Annotated in this window: 17 protein-coding genes; 8 read left to right on the forward strand and 9 right to left on the reverse strand. The window is 46.0% G+C overall.

What is annotated here, in order from left to right:
- The first annotated feature begins 407 nt into the window (after positions 1-407).
- Together QUB30_RS27865 and QUB30_RS27870 are read left to right on the forward strand one after the other, a co-directional pair.
- Positions 408-1,244 carry an AAA family ATPase gene (locus tag QUB30_RS27865; RefSeq protein WP_333340420.1) on the forward strand — a complete coding sequence of 279 codons (837 nt, stop codon included), beginning with the start codon at positions 408-410 and terminating at the stop codon, positions 1,242-1,244.
- A 56-nt stretch (positions 1,245-1,300) separates the two neighbouring features.
- A complete protein-coding gene (locus tag QUB30_RS27870; protein WP_333340423.1) occupies positions 1,301-2,506 on the forward strand; it encodes a 5-methylcytosine restriction system specificity protein McrC in 1,206 nt (401 codons plus the stop codon).
- 91 nt (positions 2,507-2,597) lie between these two features.
- Here the strand turns inward: QUB30_RS27870 and QUB30_RS27875 are convergent, their stop codons facing one another.
- The gene (locus tag QUB30_RS27875; RefSeq protein WP_332956917.1) at positions 2,598-3,602 is read right to left on the reverse strand and encodes a phosphoribulokinase; all 1,005 of its coding nucleotides are present in this window, start codon (positions 3,600-3,602) and stop codon (positions 2,598-2,600) included.
- Positions 3,603-4,189: 587 nt separating this feature from the next.
- On the opposite strand from QUB30_RS27875, the gene petH reads away from it, so the two are divergent.
- From petH to QUB30_RS27895, 4 genes are all read left to right on the forward strand, one after another.
- Entirely contained in the window at positions 4,190-5,395 is a 1,206-nt protein-coding gene (gene petH / locus QUB30_RS27880) for a ferredoxin--NADP reductase (RefSeq protein WP_333340427.1), read from the forward strand.
- A gap of 144 nt (positions 5,396-5,539) precedes the next feature.
- Positions 5,540-6,274, forward strand: a complete 735-nt coding sequence (locus tag QUB30_RS27885) for a Uma2 family endonuclease (RefSeq protein ID WP_333340430.1) — start codon at positions 5,540-5,542, stop codon at positions 6,272-6,274.
- A 136-nt stretch (positions 6,275-6,410) separates the two neighbouring features.
- Positions 6,411-7,727 (forward strand): homoserine dehydrogenase, encoded by a 1,317-nt coding sequence (locus QUB30_RS27890; RefSeq protein WP_333340433.1) that lies wholly within the window; start codon positions 6,411-6,413, stop codon positions 7,725-7,727.
- Between the two features lie 220 nt (positions 7,728-7,947).
- Complete coding sequence (locus tag QUB30_RS27895) at positions 7,948-8,799, forward strand: hypothetical protein (RefSeq protein ID WP_333340436.1); 852 nt, start codon at positions 7,948-7,950, stop codon at positions 8,797-8,799.
- 17 nt (positions 8,800-8,816) lie between these two features.
- Here QUB30_RS27895 and QUB30_RS27900 read toward each other — a convergent pair whose 3' ends face one another.
- Positions 8,817-9,293, reverse strand: coding sequence for a hypothetical protein (locus QUB30_RS27900; RefSeq protein ID WP_333340438.1), 477 nt, complete (start codon positions 9,291-9,293; stop codon positions 8,817-8,819).
- A gap of 160 nt (positions 9,294-9,453) precedes the next feature.
- Positions 9,454-10,338: a PhzF family phenazine biosynthesis protein gene (locus QUB30_RS27905; protein WP_333340441.1), complete on the reverse strand. Its 885-nt coding sequence runs from the start codon at positions 10,336-10,338 to the stop codon at positions 9,454-9,456.
- Between the two features lie 175 nt (positions 10,339-10,513).
- Here QUB30_RS27905 and QUB30_RS27910 point away from each other — a divergent pair, with 175 nt between their 5' ends.
- Entirely contained in the window at positions 10,514-11,842 is a 1,329-nt protein-coding gene (locus QUB30_RS27910) for a WD40 repeat domain-containing protein (RefSeq protein ID WP_333340445.1), read from the forward strand.
- A gap of 146 nt (positions 11,843-11,988) precedes the next feature.
- On the forward strand, positions 11,989-12,543 hold the full coding sequence (locus QUB30_RS27915; protein WP_333340448.1) for a Uma2 family endonuclease: 555 nt from the start codon (positions 11,989-11,991) through the stop codon (positions 12,541-12,543).
- 89 nt (positions 12,544-12,632) lie between these two features.
- Here QUB30_RS27915 and trpE read toward each other — a convergent pair whose 3' ends face one another.
- From trpE to QUB30_RS27945, 6 genes are all read right to left on the reverse strand, one after another.
- Positions 12,633-14,180: an anthranilate synthase component I gene (trpE, locus tag QUB30_RS27920; protein WP_333340451.1), complete on the reverse strand. Its 1,548-nt coding sequence runs from the start codon at positions 14,178-14,180 to the stop codon at positions 12,633-12,635.
- A 20-nt stretch (positions 14,181-14,200) separates the two neighbouring features.
- Positions 14,201-15,061 (reverse strand): GNAT family N-acetyltransferase, encoded by an 861-nt coding sequence (locus tag QUB30_RS27925; RefSeq protein ID WP_333340454.1) that lies wholly within the window; start codon positions 15,059-15,061, stop codon positions 14,201-14,203.
- 163 nt (positions 15,062-15,224) lie between these two features.
- Positions 15,225-15,650 carry a photosystem I reaction center subunit II PsaD gene (locus QUB30_RS27930; RefSeq protein ID WP_333340456.1) on the reverse strand — a complete coding sequence of 142 codons (426 nt, stop codon included), beginning with the start codon at positions 15,648-15,650 and terminating at the stop codon, positions 15,225-15,227.
- Positions 15,651-15,937: 287 nt separating this feature from the next.
- A complete protein-coding gene (locus QUB30_RS27935) occupies positions 15,938-16,438 on the reverse strand; it encodes a peptidoglycan-binding protein (RefSeq protein WP_333340459.1) in 501 nt (166 codons plus the stop codon).
- A 1,003-nt stretch (positions 16,439-17,441) separates the two neighbouring features.
- Positions 17,442-19,430 carry a DICT sensory domain-containing protein gene (locus QUB30_RS27940; RefSeq protein ID WP_333340462.1) on the reverse strand — a complete coding sequence of 663 codons (1,989 nt, stop codon included), beginning with the start codon at positions 19,428-19,430 and terminating at the stop codon, positions 17,442-17,444.
- Between the two features lie 699 nt (positions 19,431-20,129).
- Positions 20,130-20,441, reverse strand: coding sequence for a DUF2973 domain-containing protein (locus QUB30_RS27945; protein WP_333025812.1), 312 nt, complete (start codon positions 20,439-20,441; stop codon positions 20,130-20,132).
- Positions 20,442-20,499: the final 58 nt, after the last annotated feature.

Below are 20,499 nucleotides of genomic sequence, written 5' to 3' on the forward strand. Positions count from 1 at the left end.
GGAGCCGGATGAGGTGAAAGTCTCACGTCCGGCTCTGAAGGAGAGGTAGGAGTGGTAACGCTCCTATCGACTCTAACTATTTAACTAAGGAAATAATTCGTTCTACTTTACCTGTGGAGGAAGATCCTACGCTCATAATTAAATCTCCAAAATGTATTTATGAATTATTAAATAGTATTAACCAACAAAAAGAAGAATTTGAAGAATATAACCTTACTAATATTCAGGTTGCTCGATCGCTAAAAAAAAAAGAAGTATTAGGATATTCTGCTAAAAAGTTAATTCAACTAATAGTACAAACCTTTAAAAAGGTATTTCCCTTATTTTTATGTTGCAATGTGTACGATAATGATTCCCCTCTGCTTATAAATCAATATTTTACAGTATATGAAAAAGAATTTAATCTCGTGTATAATCTAGAAGAAATTTCTGAAATTACGGGTTTTCAAACATCTGAAGTCAACCGATGGATATCCACCATTAACCGCAAAGGCCAAACCATCATCCAAGGCCCACCCGGAACCGGAAAAACCTTCATAGCCGAAAAACTAGCCAAACACTTAATCGGCGGCGGTGACGGTTTCTCAGACATTATCCAATTTCACCCCGCCTACACCTACGAAGACTTTATCGAAGGCCTCCGCCCAATAACTCAAAACGGACAATTAACCTACTCAATAGTTCCCGGTAGATTCCTAGAATTCTGCGAAAAAGCCGAAGTCTGTGAAGATACTTGTGTTCTCATTATTGATGAAATTAATCGCGCAAATCTCTCTCAAGTCTTTGGCGAATTAATGTATCTCCTAGATGACCGACAAGACACAGCACGCTTTATTACACTAGCCAGCGGTAAACTATTTAGAATCCCTACAAATGTCCGCATTATCGGCACAATGAACACCGCAGACCGTTCTATTGCCTTAGTCGATAACGCACTCCGCCGCCGCTTCGCATTCATTCCCCTTTCTCCTAACTATGAACTGCTGCAAAACTATCATAAGAGAGAGGAAACAGGTTTTGCAGTTGATAAATTAATTAGCATTCTCAAAAATGTTAATCGGGCAATTAACAACAAACACTATGAACTAGGCATCTCCTTCTTTTTGACAAAAACCTTAGCTGAAGATATCGAAGATATTTGGCAAATGGAAATTGAGCCATACCTCGAAGAATACTTCTTTGATAACCTGGAAAAAATTGGTGAGTTTCTCTGGAAGAATATCAAGAATAAATTGGGCTATTGACAATCTAACGCCGTCATTAACGCCCATACCGTGGCGTTACTGCATCCACCACAATTATGAAACCAGAATCCCGCCGAATTATCGAACTTACAGAATATCAATTAGCAACTTTTGAACAAGACTCAATCCCCGAATCAGTAGGACAAAAAATACACCATAATTATGACAAGGAAATCGATATAGAATTTCCCAACTTTAAAACAAAATATCAATGGCACTTAAAATCTAAAGGCAGAGTTGGCAACATTCCCATCACTCCAGAATTTCACATCGCCATCCGCCCAAAGGTTCCCATAAACAACCTCTTCGGAATGCTTGACTATGCCTACAAGCTTAAGATAAAATTTCCCCAAGGCTCGATTCAGTGCCAATCTTTACAAGAAAGTTACGAGACATTAGCTAACATTCTTGCCCAAAAAATCCTAGAACGCTGTCGCAAAGGATTATATCGCGATTACTTATCCAAAACCGAAAGACTCGCCTACATTCGCGGCCGCGTCGATTTGCGGTCAGCCCTGCAAAAACCTTGGGATGTTAAACTAAAATGCCACTATAACGAACAAACAGGCGACATCGAAGACAATCAAATACTCGCTTGGACACTATTCATCATTGGCCGCAGCGGTTTGTGCCGTGAATCTGTTTCATCCACTGTGCGAAAAGCCTTTCACGCACTCCAAGGATTTGTTACATTAAAACCTTTTAAATCAGAAGCTTGTATTGATAGAAATTATCACCGTTTGAATCAAGATTATCAACTTTTACACGCCTTATGTCGATTCTTTTTAGATAATACAGGGCCGAGTCACGAAACAGGCGATCGCGAAATGCTCCCTTTTCTGATAGATATGGCTAATTTATATGAAAAGTTTGTGGCTGAATGGCTCAAAGCAAATACACCAAAAGGCTTTGAGGTCGAACCACAACACCGAGTTGAACATGACACAAATTATTTCGATAAGATTGACTTAATTATACGCGATAGTGAAACAAAAAAAGTCCAATACGTCCTCGATACAAAATACAAAGCTCCCGATAAAGTAGCTAATAATGACTATCATCAAATAGTTGCTTACGCAAATGCCTTAAATTGCCAAAATGCAATTCTCGTTTACCCGCAAGACCTCACAACGCGACTAGACATAAAACATGGCGCTATCCAAGTTCGCAGTCTAACTTTTTCCCTTTTTTCCCTAGATAGCGACCTCCATGAAGCAGGAAAAACCTTCTTAACATCTCTACTTCCAAACACCCTCCCCTAACTCTACTCTGCGCCCTCTGCGCCCTCTGCGGTTCATTTCTCCACAAAAAAAGAGGCGCAATTGCGCCTCCCAAATCTTTCATGTCTGCGTTTTAAACACTAACAGCCACTTTCGCTTCCTTCGCAGTCAACTTCTCGTAAGTCGCCCGCATCTTCAATCCGACTAACACTTGGAACAAACCAGTACCATTGTTGGAACCAGGATATTCGCGGTGCTGGAGCAACAGGTGAGTTAACTCGCCTTCATACTTCGCAGAAGTCTTGCTCAAATGGCTTTCGATGTAAATAACTTCTTCGAGATTCTCGAATTGACCATCTACTTCCAAAATCGAGACTTCGTGACCGTAGAAAGCATCGGGCCCGTAGTACATCTTAATTCCGGGATAGGAACAAGTCAGCTTGCGGCCGCAAGGAACCCAGTTAATTGTTGAACCTTCGTCAAACAAATACGCAGGCTCAAAATTGGCGATGCCTTCGCGCTGGATCATCTGCACGCGCAGAACCTTCCGCTCTTTGTCATCTTTGATCAAGTTGGTCGGCAACACTTGAATTACCACATCAGCATATTGCTTTTGCGGGTCGATGTAGGCTGTAAAATCCGGTTTGCGAGCATTGATCGCAAACAGCACGTCTTCGTAACGGTGGCCCCGTTCCGCCATGTCGCGCTGGATTTTCCAAGCAATTTTTACCTCGTCGCTGATGTCGAGGTAGACACTGAAGTCGAGGAGCGATCGAACTCGCTCGTCGTACAGGGGATGCAGCCCCTCAATCACAATCACGTGATTCGGCTCAACCCTTTCGGGCGGGTCGATCATACCGGTTTCGTGGTTGTAAATCGGCTTGTCGATCGCGTGACCTTCTTTGAGCGCCTTCATTTGCTCTGCCATCAGGTCAAAATTGTTCGCTCTGGGGTCAAGGGCTGTAATCCCTGTTTCCTTGCGCTGCTTGCGATCGAGACTGTGATAGTCGTCAAGGCAGATTACAGTAACGAAATCTTCCCCGAACAAATCTGTCAATCGGCGTAAAAAAGTAGATTTTCCGCATCCGGAATCTCCGGCAACGCCAATTAAAACCACGCGATCCGGCTTACTGGTCATAGTTTCCCTCTAACAAAATCACTGTTTACTAACTAACTCAAGTCTAGATTCCACAAAATTTCAGCCCGCAGGTAGCGGCAAGCAGGCTTTGTGCTGCTGTGCTACCCCGAGACGATCGAGTTCTCACCAGCATACAGCAGTGAGTTGACTGCCTGCCCGGGCAGACCCAAGCAATCTTCAAGGCAAGTAATTAATACTAACTTTAGTGGTTAATCTTACCAGAAGGCGTTGGCCCCCTACAAGCTCAACCTCATTAAACTGCTCGAATCTTCCTTTCTCTGGTGGGGCGCTCCCCAAATCAGAACGACTTATCGGGGCAGATCCCCCGATCGGGTAAAATATTGGCAGTACGCAGACAACAATAGCTATAGGTCAACAGCCGAACGCAATAGGGCTCGGTGAGCGCGGCGTTCGGCTAGTAGGGATTTGATACGCGAGCGATCGCAACTTCAACATTCCCGCCGGCGTGGCGAGGCCCAAAAATTGGCGCGGCCAATTAGTCCCGATGGCCTTAAGAAAAAAGTAAATTGAGTCTAACGTCACATTCTCTTTCTTTATAACTCTGTATCGTGAAGGAAAATCAACCAATGTACAGCCCAAGCATATCTGGTGTGGCGGCCAACTCAGAATCAGGCAGCCGCATCTTTGTTTACGAAGTGGAGGGTATGCGTCAGAGCCAAGCAACTGACCAAACAAGTAGCCCGATTCGCCGTAGCGGCAGCGTATTTATCTCCGTGCCCTACGAGCGCATGAATCAGGAAATGCGTAGAATTGCTCGCATGGGTGGAAGAATTGTCAGCATTCGCCCCTCAAACAGCGCTCCCGAAACAAATGGCAAAGTCGCACCAGAAGCAGGGCTACAGAGTCAGAAATCTGGAGAAAAAACTAAGCCCATGACTCAAGCCAAGGAAAAAGTTCAGGTTCCTGTTAACCTCTACAAGCCGGCCAATCCCTATATTGGTAAGTGCATTTCTACAGAAGAATTGGTCAAAGAAGGCGGCGAGGGTACAGTCCGTCACGTCAAATTTGACATTTCTGGAGGCAATTTGCACTATCTCGAAGGTCAAAGTATCGGGATTATTCCCGATGGTACGGATAAAAACGGCAAGCCTCACAAAATTCGGCTGTATTCGATCGCCTCCACCCGTCACGGAGACGATGTAGACGACAAAACAGTCTCTCTGTGCGTCCGCCGCCTAGAGTACAAAAGCCCAGAAACTGGCGAAAAAGTCTTTGGTGTTTGTTCGACTTTTCTCACCGGTTTGCAACCTGGAGATGATGTCAAAATCACCGGCCCCGTAGGCAAGGAAATGCTGTTGCCCGACGACGAGGAAGCCACCGTGATTATGATGGGTACCGGTACGGGTATTGCTCCTTTCCGGGCTTATTTGTGGCGGATGTTTAAAGAAAACAACCCCGATTACAAATTCAGAGGTTTAGCTTGGTTGTTCTTTGGAGTTGCTTACACTCCCAACATTCTGTATAAGGAAGAGTTGGAGCAATTGCAACAAGAATTCCCGGATAATTTCCGCTTGACTTATGCCATCAGCCGCGAGCAAAAGAATGCTGACGGCGGCAAGATGTACATTCAAAACCGAATTCAAGAGAACGCAGACCAATTGTGGGAATTGGTTCAAAAGCCGAATACTCACACTTATATCTGCGGTTTGAAAGGTATGGAAGGCGGAATTGATGAGGGAATGTCGGCCGCGGCTGGCAAGTACGGCGTTGACTGGGCTGCCTATCAAAAACAGTTGAAGAAAGAACACCGTTGGCACGTTGAAACTTATTAATGTGTTACCTGATTTAATCTGATTTGTAGGGTGGGCTTCGCTCGCCCTACAATTTTTGAAACAGTTTTGAGTCTTGAGGGGCTGGTTCACCCAATACAAGTGTAAAATATACAGTAAGCTCACCGAAAAAGGGAGATAACTGACATGGTTATAACTTCTACCCAAAAACTCACCTTTGAAGAATATCTGAACTATCAGGGAGAATCAGGTGTTTGTTATGAATTATATCGGGGCAATCTGATCGAAATGCCAACACCTACAGCAATACATATCAAAATTTGTGAATTTTTAGTTTATCAGTTCCGGCGCTTCTTTGCAGCACACAACCTACCGATAGTTGCAATTGTGACTACCGCAGTCCGAACTGAGGAAAACTCTTCTCGCATTCCTGATGTGGTGATTTGCACTCATAGTCTGTGGGAACAAGTCTGCGCGCAACCTGGTTCCGCAGTGCTAGATTTTGAAGAAAAACCGCTGTTAGTTATCGAAGTTACCAGTCAAAATTGGCGGGACGACTACATTCGCAAACGGGCAGAATATGACTTAATTGATATCCCTGAATATTGGATTGTAGACCCAAATCAACCGAAAATACGAGTATGCAGTCGCCCGGAAAATGAAGGCAGTTATTCTCATCAGGAATTTTTGCCGGGACAGCAAGTTCAGTCTGTACAGTTCGCTGAATTTATTTTATCGGTTAATCAAGTGCTATGTCCGCCCCTAGTTGAAGATTTAATTCGAGAAGAACAAGCACAGCTACAGCAACTAGAACAGCAAAATCAGCAACTAGAACAGCAAGTTAATGCAGAAAGGCAGCGGGCCGAAAGATTGGCGCAGCGGCTGCGAGAAATGGGGATAGAGATGGATACAGAACTTTAAATTGCCATGTAAAATCTGGATTAATTAGTCATGTAGATCCCGGACTTTTTTAAGAAGTCGGGTCTCTGGGTATTCAGTGAAGCCGCGGTTATCATACAATGATTCTAGATGAAGTGAGTTTCAACGGGTCAAAGTCGTGGCTTTCAAAATTGGTTTGCTAGGTTTGGGTACAGTTGGCGCGGGAACAGCAGAGATTTTGCTCTCCCCAGACGGCCGCCATCCGCTGTTGCAGGAATTGGAAATCTATCGGGTGGGAGTGCGCGATATTTCTCGAACTCGGTCTTTACAATTGCCAGAAAATGTGCTGACAACTGACCTAGAAGCGATCGCAACTGACCCGGAAATTGATATTGTAGTAGAACTGATTGGCGGATTGGAACCGGCGCGATCGCTCATTCTGCAAGCTATTGCCAGCGGCAAGCACGTCGTCACTGCCAACAAAGCAGTTATCGCCCGCTACGGGAATGAAATCTTCGAGGCCGCCAACAAAAAAGGCGTTTACGTAATGCTAGAAGCTGCTGTCGGCGGCGGCATTCCGGTCATTCAAAGCCTCAAACAATCTTTAGGTGCAAACCGCATTAAAACTGTCACCGGCATCGTCAACGGCACAACTAATTATATCCTGACGCGGATGCAAACAGAAGGCGCAGACTTTGCCGAAGTGCTCGCCGACGCTCAGCAATTAGGTTATGCTGAAGCTGACCCCACAGCAGATGTAGATGGATTAGATGCGGCCGATAAAATTGCTATTTTAGCCTCGCTAGCTTTTGGCGGACGCATCAAATTAGCAGATGTTCACTGCGAAGGTATTAGAAAAGTTAGTGCGGCTGATATTAACTACGCCGACAAGCTGGGATTTGTGATTAAATTGTTGGCTATTGCTCAAGAAACCTCCCGCTACAATGGCAAGCAAGCGGAGGGAGAAAGCGAACTGCTATCAATTCGAGTGCATCCTACTTTTGTGCCAAAAACTCATCCGCTGGCGAGTGTCAACGGGGTTTACAATGCAATTTTAGTCGAAGGAGAGCCGATCGGGCAATTGATGCTGTACGGGCGCGGCGCCGGTGCGGGCCCCACAGCTAGCGCCGTAGTCTCCGACATTATAAATGTGGCGGCCATCCTGAAAAGCCAAGCTGTTCCGACTCCTCATCCTTTACTCAGTTGCAGTCACCAACACTACTGCAAAATTGCTCCGATGCAGGAACTTGTTACTCGCTTTTACGCTCGTTTTCTGACGCGCGATACTCCGGGGGTAATTGGCAAACTCGGCACTTGTTTCGGCAACCACAAAGTTAGTTTGGAATCTGTTGTGCAGACGGGAATTCGCGGCGATTTAGCAGAAATTGTCGTCGTAACTCACGATGTTAGGGAAGGGAATTTTCAACAAGCACTCGATGAAATTCGCGCGCTGGAAGCAGTCGATAGTATTGCTAGCACGTTGCGAGTTTTGTAAAAGTGATTTGCTAAGGGCGGGCGGGTTTCACATACAATATTTGTTAATAATTGACAATATCTAAAACCCGCCCTCTCACTCAGCCAACGGTAAATGTCACGTACATTTTTCCATTTGATACAAGTAAAAGTTAATTTAGATTATTCGTTGTCCGGTGGCGGGTTTATGTAGATGTTTTGTACTTATTAAATATTGTTGGTAACACCCGCCCTACCAGATAATGAAAAAAACAGAATTTGATTTTGTCGATCGCCAAACGGGAAGGCACTTGCTAGATTCCCTCTATGAAAAGTTTGCCAAACCCCAACTGCACGATACTTTTAAACCCAATAATCCTTCAATTTACATTCGGCACGAAGAAGGGCAAGTTATTGATGGAAATTATATCATAAAAAAAGTGTTTGAAGACTCTCGCACTGGTTTTTATGCTGAAAGTCGCATCCCCATTTATGGCAATAATCCGCCTGTTTTTGTGATTCGCGGCTACGGTTCTTGGTATCCTTTCGAGCGCGTTTTGGAAGATACGCCCGATGTATTTATGGCCAAACTAGAACGCCAGTTAAAATCGGCGCAAACTGCGGGTGCTATTGATTGGATAAAGCAGCAATTTCACAGCGGGAATCCGCCGGATATCATCGGAGAAAGTTTGGGGGGCAAAGTTGCTCAGCAAATAGCAGCAAAATACCCGGATTATATTAGATCGACTGTAACTTTTAATTCTTTGGGGGTTTCGGAAAAGTTAGCTCAAACTTCCACCGCTAACAATGTTTTTCACTATTTTACTTTAGGCGAAAGGTATGCTTTCTGGGCAAATCAAGGCGATTACATACCGGGAACGATTTTTGTGATTTCCCAGAAAGGCCACAACTGTTGTTATAAAATCGAAGAGGCGATCGTCCGAATGGCGCGTTTTGAAGGCAAGTTTCTCAAAAGACGCGCGATTGTGGCAATATTGGCTCAGTTGCTTTTGGTAAACAGACACAATGCGATCGTCCTCAGCAAGCGACGGCCGGTAGTCGTTCAGATCGATCGCACTCAATTGCAAATTTTCCGAAAAAAGCGCTTTGTTTAAACTCAGACACAATTGCTTCAGGCCGCAGATGGCTGATTTTCCCGCGCTGCGACCGCGAGAAGCAGACAAAGTGCTGCGATCGCTTTTTCCCATTCTTGCTTTACAGCGGTGGGTTGAACTTCATCAAAGGCGCTAACTAAACGAGGGATCGCTCGTTCTAATGCCTGTCTGGGAATTGATTTGTGCAGATCGACTAAACGAGTTAAACTTTCTTGATTCTTCAAAAAACCGACTACCCATTTCGTAGTATGATCGGGACTCTCAGGGACGTTTTTAATTCCTAGTTCTGTTTGCAACCAGTCGTAAAAAGGCGGCAGCTTTTGAGCTAAAACAGTTCCAGCAGTTGGCAAAGTTTCTTTGAGTAAACCAGTATCCAGACTTCCCAAGACTTGATTGAATTCCGGTGAATCGAGCAAGCTGGTTAATGGCAGTGAAAGCAGGGCTTCAGAAGCGTCAGGGGATACATTTAAAGTCCGCGAAAATGTTTGCAGCATTGGAAAGTATCTGGTAGTGATGACTTTTTTAGCCTAACAATCACGCGAATCAATGAATATGAGCTACCTCATATTAGCAAAATTGTAACATCTCGATCGCCAAAGAAGCCTCTAAATCTAGCTGCGTGCGTCTGCGGTTAATAATTTGCCATTAAATATTCTACACAAATTCTCCCTTAGCAACCATCACCACCTTACCACCCACCAAAACTGTTATTTCCCCTTCATTATTAGCGGCTTGTAACAACAGCAAAGAAGGTCGATCGATTTCATAACCCTGCTCAACTCTGACATCAATCTTTGGTTCCCCATAATAAGCATATTCTACCAAATATCCAGCCAAACAGCCGTTAGCACTGCCAGTCGCCGGATCTTCTGGAATTCCTAATGAATGGGCAAAAACTCGCACGCTTAAATCATTAATGTCGCTGTAAGTTTCTGGGCAAAATATCAAAATTTCTTTCGCTTCCATTGTATTAACTAGCTCAAAATATTTATCTAAGTTGACTTGAGCCTTTTTGAGCGAGGCGAGAGTTTTTAACGGTACAATAATAAACGGCACTCCGGTCGAAACTTCTTGAATGGGGAAGTTGGCATCAATTTCATCGGGTTCTAAATTCAGGACATTTGCCAGAGTCTCGGCTGATAAAACTTGACCAAAACTAGGCGGGTTTTGTCGCATCCACAAAATATCTGCCGATTCATTGTGGTAATTAAATGTAACTGGAATTTGACCGACGGCTAGATTGAGAATTACTCGATCGACATTTTCGCGAATAATCTCTTGCTGCAACACAAACGCAGTGCCCAAAGTCGGATGACCGGCAAAGGGCAATTCCTTCTTGGGCGTGAATATCCGCACGTCATAGCCGCCATCTCGCGGATGGGGCGATCGAATAAACGTAGTTTCTGAATAATTGATTTCCCTCGCTATCAGCAGCATTTGGGCTTCAGATAGTTCGGCAACTCCCGCACCGCAAAATACAGCTAGCTGGTTGCCAGCATATTTTGACTCCGCAAACACGTCAACTATATAAAAATTCATAATTCTGCCTTTGGTAAAAGTCGATAACTGATATTTTACATCCAGCGTTACAAAGCAGATTTATTTTATCGATCGAGTCACTGCAACGATTTGGCACAGTTTAAAGAATCGCTTAAAATTGGAAATATTTAATAGAAACAGCGATTTGTAAGAATTTGTTGAGGGATTTATACGGATGAGTGAGTTTAAACAACAGTTGGGGAAAATGCCGCGGCAAAAACGGCTTGATACTTTGGAAACTCTGCCAAGGCATTTAGTAGAGAGTGCGGCATGGGAACGGCTGTACCAGTTGTTAACTGATTTCGATTTTATTGAGGCGAAACTGGATGAGTTGGGAGTACAATCGTTAATTCAGGATTACGATTTACCGATAAATTCTAATATGTGGCTGTCGCAGGAGCAAAGTGGAACACTGAAATTCATTCAGGGAGCCATTCGCGAGTCAGCGCACATTTTGATTCATGATAAAACGCAATTAGCAGGGCAATTATTGGGGAGATTGCTAGATTGTGAAATAGCTGAGCTTCAGGGGATGTTGGAACAGGTCAAACAGTGGAAAGATAGTCCTTGGCTGCGACCTTTGAGGGCTAATTTATCGCCGCCGGGGCAAGGATGTGTGCGATTATTGATCGCGGGTCATAGGTTCTGGGTATTGGGAGTCGCGATCGCACCCGATGGCCTGACAGCAATTTCGGCTTCATGGGATAAAAGCCTCAGAATCTGGGACACCGAGACAGGTAGAGAACTTCAAACCCTCACCGGTCATACTAAGCCTGTATTGGGAGTCGCGATCGCACCAGAGGGCAAACGAGCGATTTCGGCTTCACTCGATTGCACCCTAAAAATCTGGGACACCGAGACAGGCAGAGAACTGAGAACTCTCACCGGTCATACTAGAGGAGTAAGTGCAGTGGCGATCGCACCCGATGGCCTCACAGCGATTTCCGCTTCACAAGATGAAACTCTGAAAACCTGGGATTTGCTCAGCGGCACCGAACTTACAACCCTCACCGGTCATACTGACAAGGTAACAGCAGTGGCGATCGCACCCGATGGCCGCACAGCGATTTCCACTTCAGTGGATCGAACCCTAAAAATCTGGGACACCGAGACAGGCAGAGAACTGATTGCCCTCACCGGTCATACTGACAAGGTAACAGCAGTGGCGATCGCACCCGATGGCCGCACAGCGATTTCCGCTTCACGGGATCGCACCCTCAAAATCTGGGACACAAACAGCGGTAGGGAACTGAGAACTCTCACCGGTCATAGTGGGGGGGTAAATGCAGTGGCGATCGCCCCTAACGGCCTGATAGCGGTTTCCGGTTCATTGGATCGCACCCTCAAAATCTGGGATCTGCTTAGCGGCAAAGAAATTGCTAGTTTCAGCGGAGGTAGTGTGTTTGGCTGTGCGATCGCCCCTGATGGGGTGACAGTGGTAGCGGGCGATCGATCGGGCCAGGTGCATTTCCTGAGATTGGAGGGAGTTAGCGGCGGGGGATAGCAGTTTTAAGTGCGATCGAGTCTTCAAGCGGCTTTCGTCGGGTTTTGTTTGACAAGACGCGGTTGAAACCGCCCGGCGCGAGCGAAAAAATTCGGTTCATAGGCGATCGCGTATAAAATCAGAATAAAAACATAGGAGTAATCGCCGTGAGTGTCACGACTGTAAAATGGACGGTTGCAGACTACCACCGCATCATTGCAGCCGGCATTCTGGAAGGGCGAAATGCTGAATTAATAGATGGAGAAATAATCGAAATAGCTCCCGAAGGAGAATCTCATGCTTACTCTAGCGATGAGGCTGGAGAGTACCTAATTTATTTGCTGGGCGATCGGGCTAAAATACGCCAAGGTAAACCGATTATCTTGCCGCCAAGCAACTCCGAGCCACAACCCGATATCGCTGTAATTCAACGTTTGGGACAAGATTACCGAGAACATCATCCCTATCCAGAAAACATCTTTTGGCTGATAGAATACTCGGATTATACTCTGAGCAAAGACTTGGGAATCAAGAGCAAGATTTATGCGGAAGCCGGCATTTCTGAGTATTGGGTTGTCAATTTGCGAACTATGGAATTAATAGTATTTCGAGAGCCTACCAATGAAGGATATCAATCGAGAGAAACTCTGACTCAGGGTAATATTAATCCGCTGGCTTTTCCTGATATTGCTGTTTCGGTCGCTCGAATATTAGGGGCTTAGGTAAATAGGACTTACGCAAAGAAACCGGGTTTTTTATTTTCTTGTTACCAGGCAGAGCCTGGTAACACAGATCCAGAGGCTCCGCCTCACTATTTCAAACAGCGAATTGCCTCCAACATACCCCGGGCTTTATTAAGCGTTTCTTCGTACTCCATATCCGGGTTAGAATCAGCCACCAAACCAGCACCTGCTTGCACAGAAACCGAATGTTTGTCACCACCTAAAGAACGAACAACCATAGTCCGAATGGCGATCGCACTATTCAATTGTCCCTCAAAATCATAATACCCGTAAACCCCAGAATACGGCCCCCGGCGGCAACCTTCCAACTCGTGCACAATCTCCATCGCCCGAATCTTCGGAGCACCGCTAACCGTACCCGCAGGAAAACCAGCTTTCAACAAATCCCAAGCTGTCTTATCCTCAGCCAATTCTCCCACCACATTGCTCACAATGTGCATGACGTGAGAATAACGCTCAATTTCCATTAACTCGTCAACTTTTACAGTACCGTTTCGGCAAACTCTGCCTAAATCGTTCCTGCCCAAATCAACTAACATGACGTGTTCCGCAATTTCTTTCGGATCTTGCAGCAATTCAGCCGCCAAAGCATCATCTTCTTGAGGAGTTTTACCCCGGCGGCGAGTGCCGGCAATCGGTCGCAAAGTTGCAATCTTTTTGCCATCCGCAGTATTTTCCGCCTTCACCATAATCTCGGGACTCGAACCGATAATCTGCCAATCTCCGAAATGAAAATAAGCCATGTACGGAGAAGGATTTATCAGACGCAAAGAGCGGTAAAGTGCAAAAGAATCGCCACTGTATTCAGCCTCTAGTCGCTGGGAAATAACTACTTGAAAAATATCTCCGGCTTTGATATAATCCTTAGCCTTTAAAACATTTGCACAATACTTTTCACGGGTAATATTGCTCGTGTAAGCCAATTCTGTATTTCCGGTTGTGGAACGGGCATCTTGCCCGTTATTGGGAGGTGTCCATTCTATGAGAGTAGATTGCCGGGAAAGCGGCGATTGCAGCTTCTGAACTAACTTGCCAACCCGATCGCACGCTTGCTGATAAGCATCGGCCAAATCAACGCCAACCTCCCGCAAATCCGCATAGGCGACGGCCCAAATTTTCCGCTTCACCTGGTCGAAAATCAGCAAATTATCCACCTGCATCCACAACCCATCCGGCAAATCATTCTCGCTGGCTGGATGCACCGGAACTCGCGGTTCTATCCACTTAATTAACTCGTAACCCCAAAAACCGAATAGCCCGCCAATTCCCGGCGGTAACTGCGGCAATTTGACGGGTTTGTAAGACTGCAAACATTCAGTTAAAGCCACAAACGGATCGCCCGTAAATACTTTTTCGGAGCCGTCGCGGTAAACTTGAGTTGTACGATCGCCCCTTGCCTCCAAAATCCACAGCGGATCGCACCCTAAGAAACTATAACGCCCAAGTTTTTCCCCACCTTCCACCGACTCCAGCAGAAAACTGTAAGGTTGACCCGCACAAACCCGATACCACGCAGACACGGGCGTATCCAAATCAGCAACCCATTCTTGATACACGGGTACAAAATTGCCTTGTTTCGCCAGTTCCGAAAATTGTGAGAAATCGGGGAATATCATATACTAACTTCGCTATACAATCAATAAACAAAAGACGGCAACCAACATCCCTCTGGCGACCGATACTCGCCAACTGCCATCACCGCCATCGGCTTGAGGGCGCGCAGCCCCTCTTGCAAGCACCAGCGAAACAAATTTGCGTACCTCAGCGGCAAGTGAAAAGCCAGGAGTCGATCGGAACTGTACGCAGCAGCCCCCAAGAGCAAAGCCTGCATATCCGCTTCAGTTTCCGCGACGCTGTGGCCCAAAGCAGACACCGCACAAGTATAAGCCACAATCCGACCTTGTTTGCAAGCAACGAAGGGAGAAAAGTCATTTAGGGCGTATTCAATCTCCGAAGTTCGATCGCACCCGCACAGTGTTTCGCACAAAGCCGCACATTCACCAACGTCCTCACTAGCCATCGGCCGCACCTCAAACCCATACTGCGGCTGGCTGCGAAACTTCCCTTCCATTAACACGAAAGGTTCCTTCACCTCAAAACCCAAAGAAGCGTACAGCGACAGCGCAGCCATATTGAAAGATTCATGAACCAAACGGATGCCCACAGCGTTCTGTCCCTGTTCCAGCAAAGCTTTCATGATTTCGCGTCCCGTGCCGCGGCCTTGAAAAGTGCGATCGACACTGACGGGCCCGATACCGCGAATCGGGTTGCGTTCGTCCATAAATCCGCAGCCGACAACGGCACCGGAACTCTCGGCTACTATGTCAAAAAACAACGGACTTTCGATCAGAAGGTCGATAATTTCAGTTGAAAACTCCAACGTCGGAAAATCTGTAGGGAATTGGTGGCGATCGGAAATATCTTTAAAAGCTTCATAATTAATGCGAGCGCAAACATCGATATCAGAAGGCTGCGCTCGCCTGATTGCGACATTCATTTTTAATTTAACGATTAACTTTTAATAAGATTAGAAGTTTGCAGTAGTATTCTGGCGCTGCGGGGTTAGCCTCCCGCGCCCGAATACTACTGCAAAAACAAGTTTACAAGCTGAGCCTTACAGGGAATATTACCTATGTTTTGCTCAGCCATGCAGTCATGGTCTAAGGATCGAAAGTCTTCTTACCGGTGAACTTCACCTTAGCCGGATTGGGATTGCTGCCAATATTGCGGTCAATCTTACCGTTGTAGGGACGACCTTCGTTCACCTTCTCAGGGAACACGCCATCCTTGGGATGCAGGTACTCAGTAGAACCGTCGGGAAAGACGCGGTAAATTTTGTAGTTCGTGATTTTGAATTTTGCCCGCAGTTGCTGGCCGCCCAAAGCGATGCACTGCTCCTTCCGGGGAAGATGCAGCAAGTTGTCGCCTTGACGCATAATCGCAGCGCCGCCACTCGGCATTTCAAACACCTGTTCCTTGGGGCTAGTCCAAGTGATCGCGTACTTCTCTTCAACTAGCGCCTTGGTCAGCAAGCCGCCGGTGCTGCCGCCGAAAAGAGGGGGTTGTCCAGTGAGTTCTTCTGCCATAAACATATCCAAAGGATTTTTACGGCATCGTATCATCATGACGCGACACGGCTGTCGAAATTGTTAGGAAAGTTAACAGTTTTTGCGCGATCGATCTTTTCTGATAATTGATAATTAGTAATTAATAATTGATAATTGGTAATTTACACCAAAGTTAGAAAACAGAATTAAGAAGCACGAATCGCGAAAAAAAAAACAGCAAGGCTTCGGCTGCTTGTGACGCACCCGAAGCATCCCAAATTTCCCGATTCCCCCCAAACACGATCGAACAATTTACCGAGTCAACCTTAAGTCAAGAACCAATTAGGGTCATAGCCGCGCGGAATTTGACTCAAAGCAGTCCAAGTTTCTCGATCGACAATCCCGTCAGCCTGAATGCCAAAGCTTTGTTGAAATGCGCGAACAGCGTTCTCTGTCAAAGTAGAAAACTCGCCATCAACTTTACCGTTATAGTGCTTGGAAATCCTGAGAACTTCCTGAACAGTAGCGACTGCTTTTCCAGAACTGCCGAATCTAACTACCGGCATATTAACTGGAGATTCACTATAAAGCGCCTGCCAAGTGAGGGGTCCGACAATGCCGTCAGGCGACAAGAAAACCCGAAACTGAAACAGTTTTACAGAAAATTCAACTCCTTTGTTGAAAATTCCTTTAGCAGGCTGCCGGTAAACGCGCAACTTCGTTAGCAGTTGTTCGAGTTCCAATACCGCTTTACCTTGAGAACCTAATTGCAGTTGCGGCTTGTTGGCGATAGCTTGGGTAGATTTCATCTGGGTTTTAGGTGACATAATCGATTTTCCTAACCTTTTGGTTTGAGTATTCTTATTGGAAAAAAGTTTTTCCGGGCGAAACATTTGCATCCTAAACTTTTCACGAATCAACACTGGCGGTGGCAGTGCATCAACAGATTCGATCGACTTTCACCATCTCAGGACTTGTGTACAGGAGACTTATACCATTTTAGATTTTAGATTTTAGATTTTAGATTCGGCATGACTGATTACTATCGGGGTTTGCAGCTTACCTACAGTTGGATTCTTTGTTTAAACTGATATTAATTTTCGGCAGCCTCCCTAGCTATTCTGTCGCCAAACCGGGTTTAAGACGGCAAGCGCATCCTGAATCTGCTTCAATACTTTCGATCCTAAAGCTGAACACCGCGTAGCCACATCACCTTTAAGGCTTATCTCAAAGGGTGAAGGTTGAGGGTGAGACGGGGTGTGGCAGCGGAGGCGGGTTCTGCCGTAAAAACTTTTCTGTGCTATCCTGTATCGTCCATTTGTAACAAGTTAAGCTAAGAAAGCATTTGTCAATCAGCAATTATGCTCAACATTTACTCGGATTTTGGGCCCAAAACTGAGATTTGGGCGATCGTGCGATCGTGCCGAGGGTGATATTTATACCTACTCCCTCTTAAATCGTGAATTTTCCACTCCTAAAAAAGCAGTTTTTTTGAGTAAAATTACTGATTGACAAATGCAATTAAGTCTTAACTTGTCACCAATGTGTATCGTCCGATCGATTAACTCGATCGAGATTTGCGCGATCCGACGCTCAGAAACCCGATTTTTTCAGTTTTTTATAACTAAAACAGGCAAAGGTAAGGGATTGAAAATGTTGATTAGGGTTCGGATAGTAACTACAAAACCTTGGGTAATTTGGGGATATTGGCCATCGTTAGAAGGTGGAACAGAGTTGGCGATCGGTATTCCGATTGAGGGTACACCGAGGGGTAGTTTTCAGTCACCACTTATCAATAATTAGTCATTAATTAGCATTTATCAATTGAGTCTAAACAGTGGGAATAGTAAAGTGAAATTCACTTCCTCGGTCTTTTCCTGCGGAATCTACCCAAATTTTACCGCCCCAGCCGGCAACAATCTGCTTGCAAATTGCTAATCCTAAACCCGTACCGCCGGCACTGCGCCGCAAAGCTCCTTCTTCTTGATAAAATCGATCGAATACTACTTTTAAACTATTCGCCTCGATTCCCCTCCCCGTATCCGATACCAGCACTTCCACCATCCGAGAACCGTTGTATTTCGCTCGCACTGTCACGCTTCCCTGAGGTGTGGTGAACTTGCAAGCGTTGTCTAGCAGTTTGGAGAGCACCTCCACCAACCACTCTCCGTCAGCTTGCACTAAAGGCAATTCTGCCGACACTTCGGCGATAATTTCCGGCAACTGTCGATCGACCGTGCGCGATCGCACGCTGCTGAGGGCTAAATCAACGCATTCTTGCAGCGTCAGCGATTCTACATTCCATTGAACTCGCCCGCTTTCTAAGTGAGAAAGAGTTAAGAAATCCTGCACGAGTTTTCGCATTCGATCGGCATCGCCGAGGGCAGTTTCTAACATGATTTGCCGCAACTCTGCGGGCATATCCGGTTCGGAACTCAAACTTTCCAGACACACTTGAATCGTAGACAGTGGAGTGCGGAGTTCGTGTCCAGTGATGGCAATTAGATTGCTGCGAGTGCGGTCTAATGCTTCTAATTGTTGGTTGAGCTCTTCTAAATGAGCGTAGGTTTCTGCTTGAATTAAGGCTGCTCCGAGTTGGGTGGCGATCGCCTCTACTAAAGCAATTTCGTCTTCTTCCCAAGGCAAAACCGCTCGGCACTGGTGCATTTCAACCATGCCCAAAACCCGCCCCTGATAAAGCACGGGCACCATTAACCAAGAAACAATTTTCCAATTTTTTACAGTTTCCCTCAGGGATTTTGTATTGACAATCAGCGGGTGTTGTGCTGTGTCTTGGATGTAAACTCGCTCTTGCCGCGCCACTGCGTCGCCCCATATTTGATTTTCCTGCAACAGCCAAGTCTGATCCAGCAGGGAACTAGCGCCCGACCCCAAAAACTCGCGATCGATTTTGACCGCCACATCTGTGGCCTTGCACCGATAAATCAAACAGCGGCTTGCCGACAGGGCAGTTCCCAGTTCTTGCACTGCGACTTCGACGATTTCTTGCGGGTTGAGAGACTGCCGCATTGCCGTGGTAATTAAGTTTACGAGGCGTTCTTTGCGTTCCTGAGCGGCGATGGCGCTGTATGCTTTGAGGAGTTTGTGCTGGCCTGCTTGCAAGTAGGTTACTAAGCGTTCGGTAAAAGCGTCGCTCAATTGGGGATTGGGAATTGTTGAGTTTTTTGGCGCACTTATGTCGGGTTTGGCGGCTTTGGAGGCGGCGGATTTCCTCGTTTTTTTGGGTGTTTTGACTAGCTTGTAAGTAGTTCGCGCTCGATCGATCTTTTCGGCCAATTCCGGGCGATAATTGACAATTCTATCGAGCAACAATGCGGCAGCTTTGGAGCTTACCTCGCGATCGAACGTCCAAATTCCTTCAAATCTGCGAGCTTGATCCATCAACTGCGGCCCGCGATCGTCTTGGTTGTCGATCGGCACAATTTTTTCTTGACAAATCAGGCAAGTTGAGTAGTGTTCCCCCAGCACCACTAAGTGCCACTCTTTACTTAATCCGTCCTCCGGTGCAAACGCCACAGTTTCGTGACACTCCGAAGCATTTTTAAAGTCTGTTTCCGGTGCTGCCAGCACGTATACCTGAGAGGAGCGTGAGGCAATTCGCCGGTAGCGGTGAGCTTCCTGGCGGTAGAAGCGCTCTCGCTGAAAGCTTGCAATGACTAGCGGTTCGTCGGAACCCGCCAAAACCAAGTCTTCCATCGCGTGAGACAGGGCTGTCATGGAAGATTTGAAATAAATTTGTGCCCGCAGTTGGGGCAAAGCTTGCAGAAGTTCTGCCAGTAGCGAAATAGGGACGATCATCTAGCCTTAAACGTGCATTTTTGCCGATGACAAAACAGGATCGATAGGAGGTTTAGATCGATCCCTTTTCAGTATCTGATACATTTATGCGTCATAACACGACTGTTTAAGTCGTATCATGCTACCAATAGCACTTAGACGAATCTAAGCGGAGGTATTCCTCCAAGACTTTGATATCATCCAAAGTCACTTACAGCAGATTTTAGGTAGGGAGAGTACACAGGTGTTAAACCCTTTTGGCAGGGCAGGCACTCACAGCAACCGCCCCTACTCCAAACTGATTTCTTTGTACTTCACCTACCAGAAAAGCGCTGTATAAACACCTATTTTAAAGTCTTGGTTTTGACGCTAACTTATCTATTCAGACCTGGGTTCGGGCGTTAGCGCTCCCACCATTGAGACTTGTCAGGCACCGCAAGCGTATCTCTTGCATTATACTATTCTTCAGCTATTTCATATCATTGCCATAAATATCGCCTTTTGGCGATCGATCTCGATACTCGGCAATTAAACTTTAAAAAAGCACAAGTAATTTGCCATTAGTTAAAAACTAACGACCAATTGTTTTGAGGACTTATCCCAAGAAACCCGGTTTTTACCCAAAATCTATGAATAAACCGGGTTTCTGACACCGAGGGTATAAGTCCTATATTTTTTGAGCTGTTCCCCCATGAGTATAAATGCTGTGGCTGTGGTCGCTCAGGCTAGTTCCCCTCCCTCGTCGCTGCCGCCCGGAGATGATTTGTAGAGAGCATCTAATTGTTCGCGGGCGTCTTGGACAGTCAGCGAACGCATCACTAACAGGGGTTCGTTAACAATGTTTCCGTATTCGTCTAAAAGTTCTGGATGGGGTACAGCTTGAGAGCGAGGATAGGATGCGTAGCGATTATTTGCCCTGAATTGTTGAGGGCGCTGGGATTCCATACCTACGGTGACTAGACTGCGGATTAAGTTACCGACTGCCAGAAAGGCAAGAACGGTAAAAGCTAAAATATATAGCAGGTGCAACATTATCTTCTCCTCCGGGCTAAACAGCCACACAGCAATTTACAAATGTGTTTCAGCAAGT

Source organism: Microcoleus sp. BROC3 (assembly GCF_036702515.1).
Classification (GTDB): domain Bacteria; phylum Cyanobacteriota; class Cyanobacteriia; order Cyanobacteriales; family Microcoleaceae; genus Microcoleus.

What these genes read in the sequence shown, in the direction of transcription:
- QUB30_RS27870 (WP_333340423.1), top strand. Translation starts at nt 1,301, where the DNA reads ATGAAACCAGAATCCCGCCGAATTATCGAACTTACAGAATATCAATTA.
- QUB30_RS27875 (WP_332956917.1), bottom strand. Translation starts at nt 3,602, where the DNA reads ATGACCAGTAAGCCGGATCGCGTGGTTTTAATTGGCGTTGCCGGAGAT.
- petH (WP_333340427.1), top strand. Translation starts at nt 4,190, where the DNA reads ATGTACAGCCCAAGCATATCTGGTGTGGCGGCCAACTCAGAATCAGGC.
- QUB30_RS27885 (WP_333340430.1), top strand. Translation starts at nt 5,540, where the DNA reads ATGGTTATAACTTCTACCCAAAAACTCACCTTTGAAGAATATCTGAAC.
- QUB30_RS27895 (WP_333340436.1), top strand. Translation starts at nt 7,948, where the DNA reads ATGAAAAAAACAGAATTTGATTTTGTCGATCGCCAAACGGGAAGGCAC.
- QUB30_RS27900 (WP_333340438.1), bottom strand. Translation starts at nt 9,293, where the DNA reads ATGCTGCAAACATTTTCGCGGACTTTAAATGTATCCCCTGACGCTTCT.
- QUB30_RS27905 (WP_333340441.1), bottom strand. Translation starts at nt 10,338, where the DNA reads ATGAATTTTTATATAGTTGACGTGTTTGCGGAGTCAAAATATGCTGGC.
- QUB30_RS27910 (WP_333340445.1), top strand. Translation starts at nt 10,514, where the DNA reads ATGAGTGAGTTTAAACAACAGTTGGGGAAAATGCCGCGGCAAAAACGG.
- trpE (WP_333340451.1), bottom strand. Translation starts at nt 14,180, where the DNA reads ATGATATTCCCCGATTTCTCACAATTTTCGGAACTGGCGAAACAAGGC.
- QUB30_RS27925 (WP_333340454.1), bottom strand. Translation starts at nt 15,061, where the DNA reads ATGAATGTCGCAATCAGGCGAGCGCAGCCTTCTGATATCGATGTTTGC.
- QUB30_RS27930 (WP_333340456.1), bottom strand. Translation starts at nt 15,650, where the DNA reads ATGGCAGAAGAACTCACTGGACAACCCCCTCTTTTCGGCGGCAGCACC.
- QUB30_RS27935 (WP_333340459.1), bottom strand. Translation starts at nt 16,438, where the DNA reads ATGTCACCTAAAACCCAGATGAAATCTACCCAAGCTATCGCCAACAAG.
- QUB30_RS27940 (WP_333340462.1), bottom strand. Translation starts at nt 19,430, where the DNA reads ATGATCGTCCCTATTTCGCTACTGGCAGAACTTCTGCAAGCTTTGCCC.
- QUB30_RS27945 (WP_333025812.1), bottom strand. Translation starts at nt 20,441, where the DNA reads ATGTTGCACCTGCTATATATTTTAGCTTTTACCGTTCTTGCCTTTCTG.